Annotated in this window: 19 protein-coding genes; 10 read left to right on the top strand and 9 right to left on the bottom strand. The window is 49.7% G+C overall.

The window, feature by feature from the left end; translation table 11 throughout:
* Nucleotides 1-7: 7 nt before the first annotated feature.
* The 5 genes from trpCF to smpB all read right to left on the bottom strand — a co-directional run bounded on the left by trpCF (nucleotide 8) and on the right by smpB (nucleotide 5,401).
* Nucleotides 8-1,429, bottom strand: a complete 1,422-nt coding sequence (gene trpCF / locus BM334_RS04205) for a bifunctional indole-3-glycerol-phosphate synthase TrpC/phosphoribosylanthranilate isomerase TrpF (RefSeq protein WP_092838267.1) — start codon at nucleotides 1,427-1,429, stop codon at nucleotides 8-10.
* Nucleotides 1,422-2,426, bottom strand: coding sequence for an anthranilate phosphoribosyltransferase (gene trpD, locus BM334_RS04210; RefSeq protein ID WP_092838270.1), 1,005 nt, complete (start codon nucleotides 2,424-2,426; stop codon nucleotides 1,422-1,424). Before trpD ends, trpCF begins: the two co-directional genes overlap by 8 nt.
* Before the next feature lies 1 nt (nucleotide 2,427).
* Nucleotides 2,428-3,042: an aminodeoxychorismate/anthranilate synthase component II gene (locus tag BM334_RS04215; protein ID WP_092838273.1), complete on the bottom strand. Its 615-nt coding sequence runs from the start codon at nucleotides 3,040-3,042 to the stop codon at nucleotides 2,428-2,430.
* Between the two features lie 3 nt (nucleotides 3,043-3,045).
* Nucleotides 3,046-4,650, bottom strand: a complete 1,605-nt coding sequence (locus BM334_RS04220) for an anthranilate synthase component 1 (RefSeq protein ID WP_420849426.1) — start codon at nucleotides 4,648-4,650, stop codon at nucleotides 3,046-3,048.
* Nucleotides 4,651-4,921: 271 nt separating this feature from the next.
* The gene (smpB, locus tag BM334_RS04225) at nucleotides 4,922-5,401 is read right to left on the bottom strand and encodes an SsrA-binding protein SmpB (protein WP_055438511.1); all 480 of its coding nucleotides are present in this window, start codon (nucleotides 5,399-5,401) and stop codon (nucleotides 4,922-4,924) included.
* A gap of 107 nt (nucleotides 5,402-5,508) precedes the next feature.
* Between smpB and BM334_RS04230 the strand changes: the two genes are divergently transcribed.
* Genes BM334_RS04230 through sixA form a run of 3 tightly spaced genes read left to right on the top strand, consistent with a single transcriptional unit; the run spans nucleotide 5,509 to nucleotide 6,821 of the window.
* Entirely contained in the window at nucleotides 5,509-5,946 is a 438-nt protein-coding gene (locus BM334_RS04230) for a type II toxin-antitoxin system RatA family toxin (protein ID WP_092838279.1), read from the top strand.
* A 2-nt stretch (nucleotides 5,947-5,948) separates the two neighbouring features.
* Entirely contained in the window at nucleotides 5,949-6,308 is a 360-nt protein-coding gene (locus BM334_RS04235) for an RnfH family protein (RefSeq protein ID WP_092838282.1), read from the top strand.
* A 6-nt stretch (nucleotides 6,309-6,314) separates the two neighbouring features.
* A complete protein-coding gene (gene sixA / locus BM334_RS04240) occupies nucleotides 6,315-6,821 on the top strand; it encodes a phosphohistidine phosphatase SixA (protein ID WP_092838285.1) in 507 nt (168 codons plus the stop codon).
* Nucleotides 6,822-6,867: 46 nt separating this feature from the next.
* On the opposite strand, the gene smrB is transcribed toward sixA, so the two are convergent.
* Nucleotides 6,868-7,407, bottom strand: coding sequence for an endonuclease SmrB (gene smrB, locus BM334_RS04245; RefSeq protein ID WP_092838288.1), 540 nt, complete (start codon nucleotides 7,405-7,407; stop codon nucleotides 6,868-6,870).
* Between the two features lie 100 nt (nucleotides 7,408-7,507).
* Between smrB and prmB the strand changes: the two genes are divergently transcribed.
* From prmB to BM334_RS04270, 5 genes are read left to right on the top strand one after another with little or no spacing between them, the layout of a single operon-like run.
* A complete protein-coding gene (gene prmB, locus BM334_RS04250) occupies nucleotides 7,508-8,404 on the top strand; it encodes a 50S ribosomal protein L3 N(5)-glutamine methyltransferase (protein WP_256209360.1) in 897 nt (298 codons plus the stop codon).
* 26 nt (nucleotides 8,405-8,430) lie between these two features.
* A complete protein-coding gene (aroC, locus tag BM334_RS04255; RefSeq protein ID WP_092838291.1) occupies nucleotides 8,431-9,528 on the top strand; it encodes a chorismate synthase in 1,098 nt (365 codons plus the stop codon).
* Nucleotides 9,529-9,547: 19 nt separating this feature from the next.
* On the top strand, nucleotides 9,548-10,117 hold the full coding sequence (locus BM334_RS04260; RefSeq protein ID WP_092838294.1) for an elongation factor P hydroxylase: 570 nt from the start codon (nucleotides 9,548-9,550) through the stop codon (nucleotides 10,115-10,117).
* Nucleotides 10,107-10,241 (top strand): entericidin A/B family lipoprotein, encoded by a 135-nt coding sequence (locus BM334_RS04265; protein ID WP_072243350.1) that lies wholly within the window; start codon nucleotides 10,107-10,109, stop codon nucleotides 10,239-10,241. The genes BM334_RS04260 and BM334_RS04265 overlap by 11 nt, the downstream gene beginning before the upstream one ends.
* A complete protein-coding gene (locus BM334_RS04270; RefSeq protein WP_092838297.1) occupies nucleotides 10,234-11,379 on the top strand; it encodes an ATP-NAD kinase family protein in 1,146 nt (381 codons plus the stop codon). The genes BM334_RS04265 and BM334_RS04270 overlap by 8 nt, the downstream gene beginning before the upstream one ends.
* On the opposite strand, the gene BM334_RS04275 is transcribed toward BM334_RS04270, so the two are convergent.
* Nucleotides 11,376-11,696: a 2Fe-2S iron-sulfur cluster-binding protein gene (locus BM334_RS04275; RefSeq protein WP_092838300.1), complete on the bottom strand. Its 321-nt coding sequence runs from the start codon at nucleotides 11,694-11,696 to the stop codon at nucleotides 11,376-11,378. The two genes, BM334_RS04270 and BM334_RS04275, sit on opposite strands and share 4 nt — an antisense overlap.
* Before the next feature lie 140 nt (nucleotides 11,697-11,836).
* Here BM334_RS04275 and BM334_RS04280 point away from each other — a divergent pair, with 140 nt between their 5' ends.
* Both BM334_RS04280 and gpt read left to right on the top strand, forming a co-directional pair.
* Nucleotides 11,837-13,138: an NCS2 family permease gene (locus tag BM334_RS04280; protein WP_092838302.1), complete on the top strand. Its 1,302-nt coding sequence runs from the start codon at nucleotides 11,837-11,839 to the stop codon at nucleotides 13,136-13,138.
* A 6-nt stretch (nucleotides 13,139-13,144) separates the two neighbouring features.
* Nucleotides 13,145-13,630 (top strand): xanthine phosphoribosyltransferase, encoded by a 486-nt coding sequence (gpt, locus tag BM334_RS04285; RefSeq protein WP_092838305.1) that lies wholly within the window; start codon nucleotides 13,145-13,147, stop codon nucleotides 13,628-13,630.
* A gap of 117 nt (nucleotides 13,631-13,747) precedes the next feature.
* Here gpt and BM334_RS04290 read toward each other — a convergent pair whose 3' ends face one another.
* Nucleotides 13,748-15,454, bottom strand: a complete 1,707-nt coding sequence (locus BM334_RS04290; protein WP_092839298.1) for a proline--tRNA ligase — start codon at nucleotides 15,452-15,454, stop codon at nucleotides 13,748-13,750.
* A gap of 64 nt (nucleotides 15,455-15,518) precedes the next feature.
* Nucleotides 15,519-16,304, bottom strand: a complete 786-nt coding sequence (gene tsaA / locus BM334_RS04295; protein ID WP_338052140.1) for a tRNA (N6-threonylcarbamoyladenosine(37)-N6)-methyltransferase TrmO — start codon at nucleotides 16,302-16,304, stop codon at nucleotides 15,519-15,521.
* Nucleotides 16,305-16,376 lie beyond the last annotated feature (72 nt).

A 16,376-nucleotide genomic window follows, 5' to 3' on the forward strand; every position in this document is an offset into this window, starting at 1 on the left:
CACCTTGTTATGAATTCGATGAAAGTGTTTCGTGTTCGCGCGTTGCCACGCGGCCATACTGACGAATGGCAGCAAAAAACGCGATGATTTTGCCGGCATCTTTGCTGGCTTTAGCATGTTCTACGCCCGAGTTGACATCGAGGCGGTTGACGCCGGTTTGCTGCGCTGCCCTCAAGTTACTTAGCTGAATACCACCAGCTAGCACACACTGTTGGCGTTGCTGTTCGGTTAGCCCATTGAGCAGTTGCCAATTGAAGGGCTGGCCGCTGCCGCCAAAGCGGTTGTCGAGCAAAAATTCATCAACGTCCATTTGTGGAAGCACAAGAGGCTCATCGACGCCGATAGCCTTCCAAATTCTGGTGCCAGCGGGCAATGCTTTGCGTAGTTCACTAACATAGTCGAGGTCTTCTTGACCGTGCAACTGCACCACAGCAAGTTGAAGCTGCTTGGCGATGTCGCTTACTTGGGCCAAGGGTTGATCGGCAAAGACGCCCACGAACTCGAGTTGTGGCTCGGTGGCAACTATTTCAGCTGCCTGCTCGGGAGTGACACAGCGCGGCGAATGGCCGACAAAAATGAGCCCACCATAAGCGCTACCAGCCGCACGTACCACGCTTGCGTCTGCCGGTTTGGTTAGGCCACAAACTTTGTGTTGGCCGTAAATAAGTTCACGGCAGGCTTGGTCAACATTGGCTTGTTGCGACAAGGCACTGCCAATTAAAAAACCGTCCACATGTTCGGCGGTTTTACGTATGGCTTGATGCTCACTGTAACCAGACTCGGCCACCACCAAGGTACCAGCAGGTATTTGCTTGCTCATGCTAATACTACGCTGTGGGTCAATGGAAAGATCGTGCAGGTTGCGGTTGTTAATACCAATAATTTTGGCGTTTAACTTAAGTGCGCGCTCAAGTTCTTCTTGGGTAGCCACTTCAGTAAGAACATCAAGCTGGTAACGCGCTGCTAACTCGGCTAATTCACGATATTGGGTGTCGTCGAGTATCGACAGCATTAATAAAATAGCGTCGGCGCCGAAATGCCGTGCTAGCAGCACTTGCTCGGTGGTAACAATAAAGTCTTTGCATAGTACCGGCAGGTTTACGGCGGCACTCACGGCCGCTAAGTAGCTGAAATCACCCTGGAAAAAGTCGGGCTCGGTGAGTACCGAAATGGCATCGGCGTATCGGCTGTAGGTTTGCGCTAGGCTTACCGCATTAAAATTAGGGCGAATGAGGCCTTTGGAAGGCGACGCTTTCTTGCACTCTAAAATAAAACTGGCTCGGGGTTTGGCTAGAGCTTCAGCAAGGCTGCGGGTACTCGGTTTTAGTTCCGCGGTTAGCGCTGGCATATCCATCGTCTGCAATTGCTCAGCAAGCCGCAGTCGGCGTTTAGCCACAATTTTTTGTAATATTGACGGGGTATCAACCACGGTTAAACTCCTGCAGCTTTTGTAAGTGTGTCAGCGCTGCGCCACTGGCCAAGTGTTCGCGTACCAAGGCGGTTGCTTCAGCCAGTGACGCTGCTTGGTTGGCAATATACAGCATGGCTGCAACGGTTACTGCAACGGCGTTCAATTGTGCCTCGGTGGCTGTACCAGCCAAAACGTTCTGCAGTAATTTAGCGTTAAAATCGGCGTCGCCACCGCGCAATTCTTCGATGCTAGCGCGTTCTACGCCGAAAGTATCTGGGCTTAAGGTGTAGTCGTGCAGTTCACCGTCTTTCAGTTCTACCACATGGGTTTCGCCATGCAGGGCAATTTCGTCTAAGCCTGAACCGTGCACCACCATGGCCCTTTGGCAGCCGAGTAGGCGCAGGGTTTCAGCCATAGGGCGGCACCAACTTGGGTCGTAAACGCCCAATACTTGTGCATCAGGGCGAGCCGGGTTCACTAACGGGCCAAGTAAATTAAACAGCGTGCGGGTTTTCAATGTTTGGCGGCTTGGCATGGCATAGCGAATGCCTGGGTGATAATGCGGTGCGAATAAAAAGCAGAAATTAAAGGCATCTAACTGGCGCTCAGCAACTTCGGGGTCTTGTGTGACAGACAAGCCAAGGCTTTCTAACACATCGGCCGAGCCTGAGCGCGACGACACACTGCGATTGCCATGCTTAGCCACGGTTAAGCCCATACTCGCAGCAACTAAGGCTGCGGTGGTTGAGATATTCATGGTATTACTACCGTCGCCGCCGGTACCGCAGCTATCAATCACTAGTCGGGTAGGGCGTTTAAAGGTTTTCGCGGCACGCCGCAGAGCTTGCGCCGCGCCGGCCATTTCTGGCGGCTGCTCACCGCGCAGTTTCATGGCAACTAGCGCTGCTGTAATTTGAATGTCGTTTAGCTCACCTTTTACCAGGTGATCAAATAGCTTCTCAGCCGCTTTGGCGCTTAGCTCTTCGCCTGCAAGTAGTTGATGAATGGCTTGCATGTTAACTCCCGTACTGCTGCATTAAGTAGGCCACGGTTTGCGCCAACAATTGGCTGCCATGACTGGTTAATATGGATTCTGGATGAAATTGAAAGCCAATGGCTTGGTATTCTGGAAACTCAGCGGCCATGGGTATCGCCCCGATGGCAGCCAGAACCCGAATACGTTCCGGTAACCGGTAACCGCACAACGAATGATAACGCGCCACGGTTAAGGGGTTATCCAGGCCCGCAAACATGGCATGAGGCTGCGTCACAACCTGTGCTTTTTTGCCGTGCACGGTTTCATGGCAGCGGTCAATGTCACCGCCTGCGGCATGAATGAGCGCCTGAAAGCCCAAACAAATGCCTAACATTGGAAAGCGGCCTTTGGCCCCTTCAATAAATGCTAATAAATTACCTGATTGCGCTGGATGACCAGGGCCTGGTGATAAGCAAATAAGCTGTGGCCCAGTATAGTCGGCCATTTGTGCAAGTAACTGTGCGGCATCCACGTTGTTACGATAAATGACTAACGGGTAGCCAAGTTGGCGTAACTCGTCGACTAGGTTGTAGCTAAACGAGTCAAAATTGTCGATCATGACAATGCGTGCAGGAGCGGTGTTGGTGGTGTTCATGGTTTACTCCTGTACCTGTTGATTAGCAATTCTGATGGCTTCTAAGACGGCCCGCGCTTTGTTCTCTGTTTCTGCAACTTCAGCCGCGGGGTCTGAGTCGTGCACGACACCAGCGCCGGCTTGAACCACGGCTTGACCGTTTTGCACAAACGCCGAACGAATAACAATGCAGGTGTCCATGTCGCCGTGCCCGTTGATATAGCCAACAGCGCCGCCATAGCTGCCGCGGCGCTGCTTTTCAACACCACGAATAAGTGCTGCGGCGCTTATTTTAGGGGCGCCAACTAAGGTGCCCATATTCATGCATGCGCGGTAAGCATGCAGGGCGTCAAGGTCATCAGCCAGTTGAGCCACAACACGAGACACCAGGTGCATGACGTGTGAATAACGGTCTACTTGCAATAAGTCAGCGACGTAACGGGTGCCTGGCTGGGCAATGCGGGCTAGATCATTGCGTGCTAAATCAACCAGCATCATGTGCTCAGCAAGCTCCTTTTGGTCAAGGCGTAACTCAAGCTCCAATCGACTATCAAGGTCGGCATTAATACTGCCATTACTGTGTTTGCCGCGCGGACGGGTTCCAGCAATAGGGTATAGCTCAACTTGGTTGGTGTTTTTGGTATATTTCAGTGCAGATTCTGGCGACGCGCCAAACAGCTCATACGCCGGTGTGCGCATGAAAAACATATAAGGCGACGGGTTCATTTGTTTCAATTGCGCGTATGCAGCAAGGCTGTCTTGGCAGGCCATGGTGAAGCGTCGCGAGGGTACTACTTGGAAAATGTCACCAGCGCTAATGTGCTCTTTAAGATCAAGCACCTGCTGGGCAAATTCTTTTGCTGATGGCGTTGCGCTTACCTTGCTGTCAACCACTTGCGCTTGCGCAGCTGAGGGGCTGCTTGAGCTATTGACGGCCGGCAGCTGGCACAGTGCCGCAATACGGCCGAGTTGCTGTGCGATGTCTTGATAGTATTGCGCACTTTGTGGGCCGCTGAACAAACTGGCAAGTAGCTCGGTGGTTTGCTGTTGATGATCAATTACTAATAGCGTTTCAGCAACGTAAAACTGGTAGTCAGGGCATTGGTTAACCCCGTCATCAACGGTGGGCAACTGCTCGAAGCTAGCAACGTAGTCGTAGGCAAAAACACCGCCAATAAATAGCGCGAGCGGATGGATATTACCTTGTTGCGCATGCTGCTGCAGGCGCTGCTGAATAATACGCAGGGGTTCAACGTTACTCACCATACGTAAACGCGAATCTTCGTCGGCTGCGGTCGGCAAGGGTTCGAACGTGCAAATAAGCTGACTTTGTGCGGTGCTTAGCTGACAGACATCGCGCAACTGCTCCGTTAACCATGGCAGCAAGGCTTCGCCGTTGGCGGTTAATGCGTTAATAGTCACGGTTTGAGCTTGGCAGGTTAGCTCCAGTGCGGCATTGACCATAACTAAGCTTTTTAGATTTTGGCGAGACTGTATTTCTGCGGAGTCAAGCAACAAGCTAGCTTGTGAGGGGCCGCATAAACGTTGATACAAGCCCAATGTGTCGGCTTGGTATGGCAGCTTCATGCGTAAGCTTGTCAAATGTCCGGGCTGTTCAATAATATTCACAATGAATGTCCGCTTTAAGTTGTTTGTAAAGTTGTATAATTATTTGCGCTTCATTCGGCTTCAATTTGCGGACATAAAAAAACCCGCTCATTGAAGCGGGTTTTGAAGCATTACGTGAGAAACACGCACACAAGCATCGCCCGCTAGGTCGGGAAATGCCACCACCAGTTTTTTTGTGTTTGGGTCGTTAATGTGATGTTCAACACGTTATATAGCCTTTTTTAAACTTGTTTAAGTGTGAAACTGAAGTTATCGCTTTTTTATCTGCGTGTCAACGCACATTGTGCTTCATAATGCGCGCTTTTTGGCGCTGCCAGTCGCGCTCTTTAATGGTGTCGCGTTTATCGTGGGATTTTTTACCCTTAGCTAGGTAAATTTCCAATTTTACCAAGTGCTTTTTCCAATACATGGCAGTAGCGACAATGGCATAGCCCTCACGCTCGCTAGCGCCGATAAGTTTATCAAGCTCGCGCTGCTTTAACAGCAGCTTACGGGTGCGTTCTGGGTCGCAAACCACGTGCGAAGAGGCTGAAATAAGCGGCTGTATTTGCGCGCCCAATAAGTAAGCCTCACCGTTTTTGATGATGACGTAGGTATCGCTGATATTCACTTTGCCGGCGCGAATACTTTTTACCTCCCAGCCCTGCAGGGCGAGACCGGCCTCGAATTTGTCTTCGAGAAAATATTCATGACGTGCTTTTTTGTTCAGCGCGATGGTATTTGAATTCTGATTTTTTTTAGCTTTGCTCATAGCGCGTATTATACCTATGCCAATGAAAAAGAAAATTTGTTTGTGCATGTGAACACGTGCAAGAAATGCGCTATCATGCGCATCATTTGTAACGAACGAGGAAACCGATGCCGACTATTGAACGAAGCGCCTTGGTGCCATATAGCGATGCGCAGATGTACGCTCTGGTCAACGATGTCGATCGTTACCCGGAATTTGTGCCGGGTTGTCGTACCGCCACTGTTCTGGAAAGCACCGATGTTATGAAAGTTGCGCGGTTAGACATTAGTAAAGCAGGCATCAGTAAATCGTTTACCACGCGCAATACCCTTGAGCCGCATGAACGCATTGGCATGGAGCTAGTCGACGGGCCGTTTCAATATTTGCGAGGCGGCTGGAGCTTTCATGCGCTTGATCAGAACGCGTGTAAAATTGTGCTGAAGCTTGAGTTTGAATTTGCCAACCGTTTGCTTGGCATGGCGTTTGGTAAAATTTTCAATGAGTTGCAAAGCCGTATGGTTGATGCGTTTGTGCAGCGAGCACAACAGGTTTATGGGAATAATTAGCCATGTCAGCTGAGCAAATACAAATTGAAGTGGCTTACGCGATTCCGCAACGACAGCAAATTATTCCTTTGCGGGTCGTTGCTGGCACCACGGTTGCCGAAGCGATTGAGCAGTCAAATATCAAACACTATTTTCCAGAGATAGATCTAGAGCAACAAAAGGTTGGTATTTGGAGCAAAGCTGTTAAATTGGATCAAGAATTACGCGAGGGCGATCGGATAGAAATTTATCGTCCGTTGATTGCCGATCCGAAAGCTGTGCGTCGTCGTCGTGCTGATCAAGCCAAAGACGAAGGTCGCGCAGACCCTGTGACTGGTGGGCGTCGTCGGCGCCGCGCCGAGGCGGATGAGAATGAGGGTTGACAAGTCGTGGCGGTAACCTTGTTTATTATGCGTCATGGTGATGCAGAGCCAGCGCAAGCATTAAAAGCAGATGCAGTACGACCGTTAAGTACCATGGGCGAGCATGAGGTATTAGCGAGCGCAACCTGGCTGAATGACTATATTCAGCAGCGCGGCGGCAATGGCCTCGATTGGTTAACCGTAAGCCCCTACATTCGTGCGCAACAAACAGCCACCATTGTCGAGTCTGAAGTTGCTGTTAGCACGCGTGACATTTGCGAAGATGCAGTGCCCGAGAGCAACCCAGAAACCTTTGTCGATTGGTTTTTTGCTATGTTGCAAACGCACCATATGAACGCCAAGCACGTGATGTTAGTGTCGCACATGCCGTTTATTAGTTATTTGGTTGCTACGCTAGATAAACAAACACCACCGTTGTTATTTCCTACCGCAGCCATGGCAGAAATTCGTATTGATGTGAACGCTGGGCGCGCTGAATTTGTGCGTATGATTGCCCCTAGCGCAGCGGAGTAATTACAAAAAGCGCAGCGGAGTAATTACAAAAAGCGCAGCGGAGTAATTACAAACCGCGCAGCTGAATAAGTACCAATAGTGCCGCGGCGCCGCCGTACTCCTTTGGCGCCTGATGAAATGCTCGAACCGCCGGGTGTTGAATCAGCCAGTGCGGTAAATTTTCTTTTAATATTCCCTTACCATGGCCACTCATAATTGAGCAGCAGGCCAGCTGCTCGCGCTGACATGTATGCAGCAAAGCAGCTATTTCGCGTTTGGCCATTGCTTGTGTCATACCGTGTAAGTCGAGCATGATTTCCGGCGGGTAGTCGCCGCGGCGCAGTTGCTTGAGCACGTGCGTCGACTCACCTTCAGCACAATAGCGCACCGCGCCTTCGGGCAAATGCGCTCGAAAGGTATCTGAAAAAAAGAACTCGGCGTGTTGCTGTTTCGCGGCGGCGCGCTGGCGCTTGTCAAAATGTTGAGCTTCGCGCATGAAGGTGTTGCTGCGGCGTCGCTCGGGCTGATGAGTTTCACTGCGAATGCGGCGATCAACTTTCACTTGTTCACGAAACAGCGCGAAATCGTCGTCAAAATCTTTATTCATCGTGGTTCTATTGGTGCGAAATGAATGGTATTAGGGTATCTTATGTCGCTAAATATGCAATCGATTAAGTACTTAATCAGTTTAACTTCGGAGACAACGGGTGACAAACTTTAGCACCACGACACTGCATGACGCCATGCGTTGGAGTGTCAGCACCATGCAAGCGGCAGACATTTACTTTGGTCACGGTACGGATAACGCGTACAGTGAAGCGCAGCTGTTGTTAGGGCATGTTACTCAACTTAATTTTAGCCAACTGGATCAGTTTCAATCGGCACGTTTGCAAGACTCTGAATGGCAACATTTTACCAAACTTGTGCAGCAGCGCATTGATGAGCGTAAACCGGCGGCTTATTTAATTGGCCAAGCGTGGTTTGCCGGCTTGCCGTTTGTGGTTGATGAGCGTGTGTTAGTGCCGCGTTCACCTATTGCCGAGTTGATTGAACAGCGTTTTTCACCATGGTTAACTGACGAGCCGACACGCATTCTTGATTTATGCACCGGCAGCGGCTGTATTGCCATCGCGTGTGCGTATGCTTTTGAAGAGGCAGAAGTAGATGCGTTAGATTTGTCGCTTGATGCGTTAGCCGTGGCTGAGCAAAACATTGCCATGCATGATCTCGAACATCGTGTTATTCCCATTCAGTCGAACTTATACGATGCGATTCCGAAGCAACGTTATGATTTGATAGTGACCAATCCGCCTTATGTCGATGCGGAAGATATGGCTGATTTGCCGGATGAATTCCACCATGAACCGGAACTGGGTCTTGCTGCAGGGGATGATGGCTTGGACCTAGTGCGGACCATTTTGCGTGAAGCGCCCGATCATTTAACCGAAAACGGTTGGTTGGTCTGCGAAGTCGGCAATTCCATGGTTGCATTAGCGCAAGAGTTCCCTGAAGCACCTTTTGAATGGGTTCGCTTTGAGCATGGTGGGGACGGCGTATTTGTATTGTCTTATCAAGATCTTATAAAGTACCACCAACAGTTTTAAATTAACCACAGCGGCGAAAAAGCATTATGGCAGCAAATACTTGGGGTGAATTATTTCGAGTGACAACCTTTGGCGAAAGCCACGGGGCGGCGCTTGGTGCAGTTATTGACGGCTGCCCGCCGGGCCTAGAGTTGTCAGAAGCTGATATTCAACCGTTACTTGATAAGCGTAAGCCGGGCCAAAATCGTTATACCACGGCGCGCCGTGAAGCCGACGAAGTACGCATTTTGTCGGGCGTGTTTGAAGGCAAAACAACCGGTACTCCTATTGGTTTATTGATTGAAAATACCGATCAACGCAGCAAAGATTACAGCGACATAAAAGATAAATTTCGCCCAGGCCACGCGGATTATACCTACGCCCATAAATATGGTGTACGCGACTATCGTGGCGGCGGCCGCTCATCGGCACGCGAAACCGCGATGCGAGTTGCAGCAGGTGCCATTGCGCAAAAATATTTAGCGGCAACGCTTAATATGCAGTTTCAAGCCAGCGTGGTACAAATTGGGCCGCATAGCACCCACCCAGAATTAGCGACTTTTGACTGGCAGCAGGTAGCGGACGACCCACTGTTTTGTGGCGATGCGCAAATGTCAGCTGCTGCTCAAGACTATTTGAAGCAGCTGTTAAAAGAAGGCGACTCGGTGGGGGCGCGGGTGCGTCTAGAGGTGAACGGTGTTCCTGTGGGCCTCGGTGAGCCGGTATTTGACCGACTAGACGCCGATTTAGCGAAAGCCTTAATGAGCATTAACGCGGTAAAAGCAGTCAGTATTGGCGATGGGTTTGCAGTTGCGGAGCAGCGCGGTAGTGAACATCGTGATGCGTTAACGCCACAGGGGTTTAGCAGCAATCATGCAGGCGGTGTGCTAGGTGGAATTAGTAGTGGCCAACCATTGATTGCCGAAGTGGCGTTTAAACCCACCTCTAGTATTACCACTCCAGGTGACACTATTGACGTACACGGCCAACCAACCACTATTGTGACCCGCGGGCGCCATGACCCTTGCGTTGGTATTCGCGGGGTGCCTGTGGTTGAAGCAATGGCCGCATTGGTGCTGATGGACCACGTACTACGTCAGCGCGCACAAAACGGCACTGTCACGCATTCGTTTCCGCAAATTTAAGGGGTGTTTGGTCAGCAGTATGTCGGACAAGCATCATTATTCTGATTTGATTTCGCTATTTGCGCAGTGTTTTTACGACGAATTTAACACGCGCCTCGTGTGTGGCAACAACGAACCCTATTATCAGCCAGCAACAAGCGAGCAAGACCATCACCGCATTGTGTTTGCCCATGGTTTTTTTGCTTCGGCGTTGCATGAAATAGCTCATTGGTGTATTGCCGGTGAGCGTCGCAGGCAGCTCTTTGATTACGGTTACTGGTATGAACCAGATGGCCGCACGGCACAGCAACAAGCCGAGTTTGAGCGGGTAGAGCATAAGCCTCAGGCACTAGAGTGGCTGTTTTCATTGTGTGCAGGTGTGCCGTTTCAAGTGAGCGTGGATAACCTTGGTGGTATTGAGGTTGATCGCGAAGCTTTTACAAAAGCTGTTCAGCAACAATTAGCTACGTATATAATTAACGGATTACCACGACGCGCAGAAGTTTTTGCTCGGGCACTGGCGCAGTTTTATCGCCAACCATGGCCCGCTGCATTGATTCTTTCGTGGAATAATAGTCAACAAACTAAGGAAGTTACTTATGAAAATTAAATACTTTTTTATGTTACTCGTAGCTTTGGGTGTGAGTGGCTGTGCCACGGTAGAGGGCATCGGCAAAGACCTCGAAAAAGCTGGCGAAGCAATACAAAAAGAATCTCGCGACCAAAGTGAATAACTCCCACACCTTTCGTATTGGCTTGGTTGTTAACCCATTCGCAGGCTTAGGCGGCTCCGTTGCATTAAAAGGCAGTGATGGCGCTGAAACCGCCGCGAAAGCCTTGGCGTTGGGGGCAACCCCTAAAGCACCAGAGCGCGTTAAACAGGCGCTTCGAGTTATTCTGCCATATCAAGCACACGTGACCTTTATTACTGGCGCGGGTAATTTGGGTGCAGACATTTTAGAGTCGATGGGCTTTTCGTATGAGATTGCTTATGAAGCTTCACAAGAAGCCACTACTGCAGCAGATACACGCGCATTAGCCGAACACATTGGTGCGACAAAATCCGTGGATATTTTGTTGTTTGCTGGCGGCGATGGCACAGCGCGCGACATTTGTGCCGTTTACCCACTCGAACAGCCGGTGCTTGGCATTCCAGCTGGCGTGAAAATTCACTCTGGAGTTTATGCCATTTCGCCAACCGCCGCAGGTAAGGTGCTGGAGCAAATGCTCTCTGGCCAGCTGACGACGGTAACCCAAGCCGATGTTATGGACATTGATGAAGATGCGTTTCGTCAGGGAACTGTGCGCGCGCGCCGCTATGGTGAAATGCTGGTACCGGCCGAGCTGCGCTATGTGCAAGCGGTAAAAATGGGCGGTAAAGAGAGTGATGAATTGGTGTTAGCCGACATTGCAGCCGACGTTATTGAAGGCATGGATGACAATACTTTGTATGTCATGGGTTCCGGTTCAACCGTGGCAGCAATTATGGACGATCTTGGGCTTGATAATACCTTGCTTGGGGTTGATGTTGTGGTGCAACAACAACTGGTTGCTAGCGACGTGACGGCCAAGCAACTTGAACAACTCATTCAGCAGCACAACGGGCCAGTGCAACTGGTGATTACAGTCATTGGTGGACAAGGCCATATTTTCGGCCGCGGCAACCAACAATTAAGCCCAAAAGTTATTCGTTTGATTGGTAAAGACAACATTCACGTTGTGGCCAGCAAAGCGAAGTTACAGGCGCTTGGCCAACGGCCGTTAGTGGTTGATACCGGCGAGCCTGAACTCGATGCAGAACTTGCCGGCTTAATGCGGGTAACCACCGGTTATCACGACGAAGTATTCGTGCGTGTTGAAGGGGTTCATTAAAACTGCGATTTAGGTAGCCGTACGACAATGCCGTCAAGCTCTTCAGTCATATCAATTTGACAACTTAGGCGGCTGTTGTCTTGTGGTTCAATAACCATATCGAGCATGTCTTCTTCCATTTCGCTGGCGGGTGGTATTTTGTTCACCCAAGCTTTGTCGACATAACAATGACAGGTAGCACACGACATAACGCCGCCGCATTCACCTAAAATTCCGTCGATCATATGGTCAACGGCACCTTCCATTAGGTTTTGACCTACTTCAACGTCAGCTTCAAATTCACCGCCTTGGGCATCTATATAAATCACGCGTGGCATTTTGTTACTCCCATGATGTTGCGTGCCTTTGCTGGCGCAGCTTATCACAGTCTCGCTAGTTGATAATAGTCGAGAAATTAGCGCTAGATTAATGTAGAATACGGCAATTTTTTTAACCAGCAACGCAAGAGTGGGGGCTTATGCAAGCTTTATTGGAGCGACTGTTTCAGATCAAAGCGCAGGGTAGCACGGTAAAAAGGGAAGTTATTGCCGGTTTCACAACCTTCTTAACCATGGCATATATTATCTTCGTCAACCCTTCCATGCTAAGCGAAGCAGGCATGGACTACGGCGCTGTATTTGTTGCCACTTGCTTGGCCGCTGCCATTGGTTGTTTGGTGATGGGCTTGTGGGCCAATTACCCTGTCGCATTAGCCCCAGGTATGGGGTTAAACGCCTTTTTTACCTACAGTGTGGTGTTGGGTATGGGCTACACTTGGCAAACCGCGCTAGGGGCCGTGTTTTTCTCGGGCATTCTCTTCTTCTTATTGTCTGCCCTGCGTATTCGCAGTTGGATTATTAACTCCATTCCGGTGACTTTACGTTTAGCTATTGCTGCTGGTATTGGTGCGTTTCTTGCGTTAATTGGCTTAAAGAACGCCAATATTATTGTCGCTAATAACGCCACCCTCGTTACGTTAGGAGACATGGGCTCGCTGTCGGTACTATTAGCTGGTGCTGGCTTCTTTTTGATTATTGGCCTAGTTGCTCGTGGTATTCAGGGCGCTGCGTTAATTAGCATTCTTTTAGTGACCGTGGCCGGTTTTTTACTTGGCGACGTACAGTACAATGGCATTATCGCGGCACCGCCAAGCTTGGCGCCAACGTTTATGCAAATGGACATAGCTGCAGCCTTTGATGTGGCGATGTTGAGTGTTATTTTTGCCTTCTTGTTTGTCGACTTATTTGACACCTCAGGCACGCTCATGGCGGTTGCACAACGCGCTGGAATTGCTAAGCCGGATGGTAGTTTGCCGCGTTTAGAACGTGCGTTGATGGCTGATAGCACCGCTACGGTTGCGGGGGCCGCGTTAGGCACATCAACCACCACTAGCTATGTTGAGTCGGCGTCTGGCGTCGCCTCTGGCGGTAAAACCGGTTTAACCGCCGTGGTGGTTGGACTATTGTTTGTGGCAGCAATATTTTTTGCGCCATTAGCGGCTATGGTGCCCGCGTATGCAACAGCAGGCGCTATTATTTACGTTTCTGTATTGATGTTATTTACTTTACGCTCGGTTGATTGGGAAGACATTACGGAAGCAGCGCCTGTTGCTGTGGTGTTATTAATGACGCCACTGACATTCTCCATTGCTGATGGTATCGCGTTAGGCTTTATAAGCTATGTGGTGGTGAAGGCTCTGGGTGGCCGTATTCGTGAATTAAATTGGAGCGTGGCTTTATTAGCGGCGCTGTTTATCGCAAAATTTATTTGGTTGGGGTAAGACGTTATGGGATGGCATTCAAATCGCGAATTTTTCGTTTCTTGGGAAGAATTACATCGCGCAACTAAAGAATTGGCGCGACGCCAATTACCAGCAGAGCAATGGCGCGGCATTATTGCCGTTAGTCGTGGTGGGTTAGTGCCTGCGGCTATTGTTGCGCGTGAGTTGAATGTGCGCGTAGTTGACTCCGTGTGTGTGAGTTCTTATGACCATGATAGTCAGCGCGACAACGTCACCTTATTAAAAGATGTTAGCGCAACCGAAGACGGCGAAGGTTTTTTGGTGATTGATGATCTTGTCGATACCGGTAACACCTTGAAGTTCTTACGCGAGCGTTTCCCTAAAGCTAAGTTTATTACAGTGTACGCAAAGCCTGCTGGCATGGAATTAGTTGATGATTTTGTTGCTGATTTAGAGCAGGAAACTTGGATTCATTTCCCGTGGGACATGCATTTGCACTATGTGGAGCCATTGGCCGGCTCTGAAAGCTAAGCTCGTACGAGCTCGGTTTAAGCATTAAAAAAGCCCAGCTTGTGTTGCAAGCTGGGCTTTTTGTTTGTACGCACACTCGTTTGTGTAACTGTTTGTGTGACAAGTATGCCGTGACTCTTAAACCTTAGTTTTTAAGGTTGCAACCACGTCTGCAATAGCAATTTTGTCTTTATTGCCGCTGCGACGGTTCTTGTACTCAACCGCTTGCTCGTCAAGGTTTCGCTCGCCAATGACAACTTGATGAGGAATACCGATTAATTCCATATCAGCGAACATAACGCCTGGGCGTTCTTTACGATCGTCAAACAGCACGTTAAAACCAGCGGCCGTTAATTCGCTATATAGTTTTTCAGCGACTTCTTGCACCCGTGCAGACTTGTGCATGTTCATCGGCACAATGGCAACATCAAATGGTGCCAGCGCGTCAGGCCACGTAATACCGTACTCATCGTGATTTTGCTCGATGGCCGCGGCGACAATGCGTGATACACCAATGCCATAACAACCCATGTACAAGGTTTCGTGCTTGCCAGTGTCAGTTAACACGCCGACTTTCATGGCGTCGGAGTATTTTTTCCCGAGTTGGAAAATATGGCCCACTTCAATACCACGCTTAATTTGCAATGTGCCTTGACCACATGGGCTTGGGTCGCCGGCAACCACATTGCGTAAGTCAGCCACTGCAGGCAGCGCGACATCGCGCTCCCAATTGATATTGAAGAAGTGGAAGTTATCTTCGTTGGCACCTGCGGCAAAATCGCTCATAACCGCAACGCTGCGATCAATAACCATCGGTAAGTTTAAGTTTACTGGGCCGAGAGAGCCTGGGCCTGCACCAACTGCAGCGCGAATTTCTTCTTCACTCGCAAATGTTAGTGGGCTTGCAACCAGTTCGTGTTTTGCGGCTTTAATATCGTTGAGTTCATGATCACCACGAACAATGAGCGCCACCAGTTGGCCTTCTTCGGCACCGTGCACGATTAATGTTTTCACGGTTTGCGTTATGGGCAAATTAAACTGCTCAACTAATGCGGCAATGGTTTTTGCGTTTGGTGTCGCTACTTTTTCTAACTCAGCACTTGGCGCAGGGCGCTGCGTTTGTGGCGCCACAGCCTCGGCTAATTCAACGTTCGCGGCATAGTCTGAGCTATCGGAAAAAGCGATATCGTCTTCGCCTGAGCTTGCCAATACATGAAACTCATGTGACGAGCTGCCACCAATGGAGCCGGTATCTGCAATAACTGGACGGTAGTCCAAGCCTAAGCGTTCGAAAATACGACAATATGCAGCATGCATGACGTCATAGGTTTGCTGCAGCGATTCTTGATCAAGATGGAACGAGTACGCATCTTTCATAATGAATTCGCGTGAACGCATGACACCAAAACGAGGGCGAATTTCATCGCGGAACTTGGTTTGAATTTGGAACAAGTTTAATGGTAACTGTTTGTAGCTACTGATTTCTTTGCGAGCAAGTTCTGCAATGACTTCTTCGTGGGTTGGGCCTAACACAAAGTCACGGTTGTTACGGTCGTGCAAACGCAGTAGCTCAGGGCCGTAGTCTTCCCAGCGGCCAGACTCTTGCCATAAATCAGCGGGTTGTACCATTGGCATTAACACTTCTAGGGCACCAGCGCGTTCCATTTCTTCGCGCACCACAGCTTCAACCTTGCGCAGCACGCGCAGGCCGGTTGGTGTCCAAGTATAAAGGCCTGCTGCAACTTTACGAATCATACCGGCGCGCAGCATAAGCTGATGGCTAATCACTTCAGCATCGGCAGGAGTTTCTTTTAGTGTTCCGAGTAAATATTGGCTGGTACGCATGTGTTCCCCAATTTTCCAGCAAAGCAACAAAGTATTGGCGAATTCTACCAGTAGCGGGGCTTCGTCAAAAGCCTTTAACGACACTAATTACGTGATTTTGTTGATTAACGACCTGCCAGCGAATATTCACGTCGTAAAGTGTCATGCCGTAAGTCTTGTCTACGTCCTGGCTATTGTTTTGATAAGCAGGGCGAGGGTCTTGCGCCAGAACCTGTTCAATAAGAAGTCGAAGTTGCGGATACTCGGATGCTAAACATTCGATTTGTGCCGCGGCTTCGGGACTAAACACGGTGGGTAATGTGGCGGGGCTGGTTTGAGCAAAACCACCCTGAGCGTTGCTTATTGCATCTGCATAAGGAATATAAGGTTTGATATCAAGCACTGGCGTTTTATCCACCCAGTCGCCACCAATAACGTCGATAAACACCCGTTCGCCGTCAATTCGAATGGCCTCAAGTTCAACCACAGAAAGCCCTATGGGGTTCGGGCGGAACGTCGATCGGGTTGCAAATACGCCCAGCTTTTTATTACCGCCTAGACGAGGAGGGCGAACCAAAGGCTTCCAACCTTGTGCTTGGGTTTGGTGAAACACAAACATAATCCAGAGGTGAGAAAACTGCTCTAAACCCCGCACACTGTCTGGGTGCGCTGCAGTGCCGTGCAGCTCGATGGTTGCGCGCGCAGCGCGAACTAAGCCTGGCTGCCTAGGTACCGCAAACTTTTGCGCGTATGGCGAACGAATAATACCAATAGGGTGCATGGTTATGGGGTTTTGATTGGTTGTTTGAGTAGAGCCGATGATCATTCGCGCATTGAGTTCAGTTGAGAAATTAATTGTGTATTTGAGCATAGTTTTGTGAATTTGACCAAGTTCTGATGTTTTTCCACAATTTTTAATTACATAACCATATGAAATATAAGC

The organism is Pseudidiomarina donghaiensis (genome assembly GCF_900116895.1).
In the GTDB taxonomy this organism is placed as follows: domain Bacteria; phylum Pseudomonadota; class Gammaproteobacteria; order Enterobacterales; family Alteromonadaceae; genus Pseudidiomarina; species Pseudidiomarina donghaiensis.

Excerpts from the sequence above, each read along its gene's own strand:
- trpD (WP_092838270.1), bottom strand. The coding sequence starts at position 2,426 with ATGCAAGCCATTCATCAACTACTTGCAGGCGAAGAGCTAAGCGCCAAA.
- BM334_RS04215 (WP_092838273.1), bottom strand. The coding sequence starts at position 3,042 with ATGAACACCACCAACACCGCTCCTGCACGCATTGTCATGATCGACAAT.
- smpB (WP_055438511.1), bottom strand. The coding sequence starts at position 5,401 with ATGAGCAAAGCTAAAAAAAATCAGAATTCAAATACCATCGCGCTGAAC.
- BM334_RS04230 (WP_092838279.1), top strand. The coding sequence starts at position 5,509 with ATGCCGACTATTGAACGAAGCGCCTTGGTGCCATATAGCGATGCGCAG.
- BM334_RS04235 (WP_092838282.1), top strand. The coding sequence starts at position 5,949 with ATGTCAGCTGAGCAAATACAAATTGAAGTGGCTTACGCGATTCCGCAA.
- smrB (WP_092838288.1), bottom strand. The coding sequence starts at position 7,407 with ATGAATAAAGATTTTGACGACGATTTCGCGCTGTTTCGTGAACAAGTG.
- aroC (WP_092838291.1), top strand. The coding sequence starts at position 8,431 with ATGGCAGCAAATACTTGGGGTGAATTATTTCGAGTGACAACCTTTGGC.
- BM334_RS04260 (WP_092838294.1), top strand. The coding sequence starts at position 9,548 with ATGTCGGACAAGCATCATTATTCTGATTTGATTTCGCTATTTGCGCAG.
- BM334_RS04265 (WP_072243350.1), top strand. The coding sequence starts at position 10,107 with ATGAAAATTAAATACTTTTTTATGTTACTCGTAGCTTTGGGTGTGAGT.
- BM334_RS04275 (WP_092838300.1), bottom strand. The coding sequence starts at position 11,696 with ATGCCACGCGTGATTTATATAGATGCCCAAGGCGGTGAATTTGAAGCT.
- BM334_RS04280 (WP_092838302.1), top strand. The coding sequence starts at position 11,837 with ATGCAAGCTTTATTGGAGCGACTGTTTCAGATCAAAGCGCAGGGTAGC.
- gpt (WP_092838305.1), top strand. The coding sequence starts at position 13,145 with ATGGGATGGCATTCAAATCGCGAATTTTTCGTTTCTTGGGAAGAATTA.
- BM334_RS04290 (WP_092839298.1), bottom strand. The coding sequence starts at position 15,454 with ATGCGTACCAGCCAATATTTACTCGGAACACTAAAAGAAACTCCTGCC.
- tsaA (WP_338052140.1), bottom strand. The coding sequence starts at position 16,304 with ATGCTCAAATACACAATTAATTTCTCAACTGAACTCAATGCGCGAATG.